Genomic DNA, 583 nt, shown 5'->3' on the forward strand with positions numbered 1-583 from the left:
CCTGCCGATCCCGCCGCGCCCTGCGCCAGAAAGGGCAGCATCGGGTGGCAGGCATCGCCGATCAGCAGCGCGCGATTCCGGTGCCAGGCGCGCATCGGCTTGCGGTCGAACAATGCCCAGCGCAGCGGGGTCTCGACCCGGGCGAGCAGGGGGGCAAGCGCATTCCACCCGGCGAAATCGGCGCGCAGCCGGTCGGCATCGCCGGGCAGGTTCCAGCCCTCCTCGCGCCAGTCGGAATGCTCGGTGACCGCGACCAGGTTCACCAGGTCGGGCCGGATGCGATAGGTCACCGCATGGCGGCGCGGGCCAAGCCAGGCCCCTACGCCGGGCGGCGGCGCGGCGGGATCGGCAGGATCGATCCGCACCAGCGCGCGCCAGGCGACATGGCCGGTAAATCGGGGCGTGTCCGGCCCGAAAAGAACTTCGCGCACCACCGAGCGGATGCCGACCGCGCCGATCTGGTGGCGATCCTGGCCGAGGCGCTCGAACGCGCGCAGCCCGGGGCGCTGCACCTAGGCGTGACGCTGACCGACATCGACAATCGCGCCGATGGCGTCGCGATCGCCACCGCATCGGGCGAGAC

The 583-nt window shown here is 72.4% G+C and carries 1 protein-coding gene and 1 pseudogene; one reads left to right on the plus strand and one right to left on the minus strand.

The features are described from left to right. Positions 1 to 365 (minus strand): annotated as a pseudogene (locus DM995_RS21890) (hypothetical protein); the annotation flags it as partial. A gap of 18 nt (positions 366 to 383) precedes the next feature. Here DM995_RS21890 and DM995_RS22400 point away from each other — a divergent pair. Beyond that, the coding region (locus DM995_RS22400; protein WP_232824391.1) for a hypothetical protein at positions 384 to 583 on the plus strand (200 nt) is incomplete at its 3' end.

The organism is Blastomonas sp. UPD001, from assembly GCF_003426715.1.
Lineage (GTDB): Bacteria > Pseudomonadota > Alphaproteobacteria > Sphingomonadales > Sphingomonadaceae > Blastomonas.